Origin of the sequence: Pseudoalteromonas sp. CO325X, from assembly GCF_004208955.1 — a bacterium.
Taxonomy (GTDB): Bacteria; Pseudomonadota; Gammaproteobacteria; order Enterobacterales; family Alteromonadaceae; genus Pseudoalteromonas; species Pseudoalteromonas ruthenica.
The window spans coordinates 1-3,264 of sequence record NZ_SGPG01000039.1; the positions used below are offsets into that span (position 1 = coordinate 1).

General features: G+C 50.4%; 2 rRNA genes. Both read left to right on the plus strand.

From position 1 onward, the window contains the following. The first annotated feature begins 137 nt into the window (after window positions 1–137). Window positions 138–3,021 (plus strand): 23S ribosomal RNA (locus tag EXT46_RS18655). Window positions 3,022–3,136: 115 nt separating this feature from the next. Beyond that, window positions 3,137–3,251, plus strand: a 5S ribosomal RNA gene (gene rrf, locus EXT46_RS18660). The last annotated feature ends 13 nt before the right edge of the window (window positions 3,252–3,264 follow it).

The following is a 3,264-nucleotide window of genomic DNA, read 5'->3' on the forward strand; positions in this document are numbered from 1 at the left end:
AAGTGATTTAGAGTTCTCAATAAGTAAAGAAAATGCCAGTTAATCGACAGATTAATTGTGCGTCTACTTTAGTATTCTATAACTTCTGGCGAAGTTAAACAGTCGCACCAAACAACTCAAACTACTTTGGGTTGTATGGTTAAGTGACTAAGCGTACACGGTGGATGCCTTGGCAGTTGGAGGCGATGAAGGACGTATTAACTTGCGATAAGCCTGGTCAAGCTAGTAAAAAGCGCTTGAGGCCAGGATTTCCGAATGGGGAAACCCACCTGCTTGCAGGTATCTTGCACTGAATACATAGGTGTAAGAGGCGAACGCGGAGAACTGAAACATCTAAGTACCCGTAGGAAAAGAAATCAACCGAGATTCCGAAAGTAGCGGCGAGCGAAATCGGAGCAGCCCTTAAGCTTATTTGATGTTAGTGGAAGGCTCTGGAAAGTGCCACGATACAGGGTGATAGTCCCGTACACGACAATGTCTAATAAGTGAAATCGAGTAGGTCGGAGCACGTGAAACTTTGACTGAATATGGGGGGACCATCCTCCAAGGCTAAATACTCCCAACTGACCGATAGTGAACCAGTACCGTGAGGGAAAGGCGAAAAGAACCCCTGTGAGGGGAGTGAAATAGAACCTGAAACCGTGTACGTACAAGCAGTAGGAGCCCTTCGAGGGTGACTGCGTACCTTTTGTATAATGGGTCAGCGACTTATATTTTGTAGCGAGGTTAACCGTTTAGGGTAGCCGTAGTGAAAGCGAGCGTTAACTGCGCGTTGAGTTGCAAGGTATAGACCCGAAACCCGGTGATCTAGCCATGGGCAGGTTGAAGATTGAGTAACATCAATTGGAGGACCGAACCCACTAACGTTGAAAAGTTAGGGGATGACCTGTGGCTTGGAGTGAAAGGCTAATCAAACCGGGAGATAGCTGGTTCTCCCCGAAATCTATTTAGGTAGAGCCTCGGACGAATACCATTGGGGGTAGAGCACTGTTTGGGCTAGGGGGTCATCCCGACTTACCAACCCCATGCAAACTCCGAATACCAATGAGTACTATCCGGGAGACACACGGTGGGTGCTAACGTCCATCGTGGAGAGGGAAACAACCCAGACCGCCAGCTAAGGTCCCAAAGTGTATGTTAAGTGGGAAACGATGTGGGAAGGCTAAAACAGCTAGGAGGTTGGCTTAGAAGCAGCCACCCTTTAAAGAAAGCGTAATAGCTCACTAGTCGAGTCGGCCTGCGCGGAAGATGTAACGGGGCTAAACATACCACCGAAGCTGCGGCTGCAACGTAAGTTGCGGGGTAGGGGAGCGTTGTGTAAGTGGCTGAAGGTGTGCCGGGAGGCATGCTGGACATATCACAAGTGCGAATGCTGACATGAGTAACGATAATGCGGGTGAAAAACCCGCACGCCGGAAGACCAAGGGTTCCTATCCCATGTTAATCAGGGTAGGGTGAGTCGACCCCTAAGGCGAGGCCGAAAGGCGTAGTCGATGGGAAACGGGTTAATATTCCCGTACTTGGTATAGATGCGATGGGGGGACGGAGAAGGCTAGGCAGGCACGGCGTTGGTTGTCCGTGTGAAAGGCAGTAGGCTTGAATCTTAGGTAAATCCGGGATTCTTTAAGGCTGAGAGTCGAGACGACACTCTACGGAGTGGAAGCTGTTGGTGCCATACTTCCAGGAAAAGCCTCTAAGCTTCAGTCTATATCGAATCGTACCCTAAACCGACACAGGTGGTCAGGTAGAGAATACTAAGGCGCTTGAGAGAACTCGGGTGAAGGAACTAGGCAAAATAGTACCGTAACTTCGGGAGAAGGTACGCCCACATTAGGTGAAGGACCTGCGTCTGGAGCTGAAGTGGGTCGCAGTGACCAGGTGGCTGGGACTGTTTATTAAAAACACAGCACTGTGCTAAATCGTGAGATGACGTATACGGTGTGACACCTGCCCGGTGCCGGAAGGTTAATTGATGGGGTTAGACTTTGTCGAAGCTCTTGATCGAAGCCCCGGTAAACGGCGGCCGTAACTATAACGGTCCTAAGGTAGCGAAATTCCTTGTCGGGTAAGTTCCGACCTGCACGAATGGTGTAACCATGGCCACGCTGTCTCCACCCGAGACTCAGTGAAATTGAAATCGCAGTGAAGATGCTGTGTACCCGCGGCTAGACGGAAAGACCCCGTGAACCTTTACTACAGCTTGGCACTGAACATTGAGCCTACATGTGTAGGATAGGTGGGAGGCTTTGAAGTGGTTACGCCAGTAATCATGGAGCCATCCTTGAAATACCACCCTTGTATGTTTGATGTTCTAACGTTGGCCCCTGAATCGGGGTTGCGGACAGTGCCTGGTGGGTAGTTTGACTGGGGCGGTCTCCTCCCAAAGAGTAACGGAGGAGCACGAAGGTTGGCTAAGTACGGTCGGACATCGTACGGTTAGTGTAATGGTAGAAGCCAGCTTAACTGCGAGACAGACACGTCGAGCAGGTACGAAAGTAGGTCATAGTGATCCGGTGGTTCTGAATGGAAGGGCCATCGCTCAACGGATAAAAGGTACTCCGGGGATAACAGGCTGATACCGCCCAAGAGTTCATATCGACGGCGGTGTTTGGCACCTCGATGTCGGCTCATCACATCCTGGGGCTGAAGTCGGTCCCAAGGGTATGGCTGTTCGCCATTTAAAGTGGTACGCGAGCTGGGTTTAGAACGTCGTGAGACAGTTCGGTCCCTATCTGCCGTGGGCGTTTGAGAATTGAGAGGGGCTGCTCCTAGTACGAGAGGACCGGAGTGGACGAACCGCTGGTGTTCGGGTTGTTTTGCCAAAGGCATTGCCCGGTAGCTACGTTCGGAATCGATAACCGCTGAAAGCATCTAAGCGGGAAGCGAGCCTCGAGATGAGTTCTCACTTGGCGTTTAACGCCACTAAAGGGCCGTTGAAGACGACAACGTTGATAGGCAGGATGTGGAAGCGCTGCAAGGCGTTAAGCTAACCTGTACTAATTACCCGTGAGGCTTAACCATACAACGCCAAAGTGGTTTGTATGTGACTGTTTAAGCACAGAAGTTAAGAGACTAAAGTAGATTTACTTGAGAAGCTTTCCAAATGACTAACACGCCGTGTTAGCCCAAGTTTATGCTTGGTGATAATAGCGTTCTGGACCCACCTGACCCCATGCCGAACTCAGAAGTGAAACGGAACTGCGCCGATGATAGTGTGGGTTCGCCCATGTGAAAGTAGGTCATCACCAGGCTCCTAATTAGAGA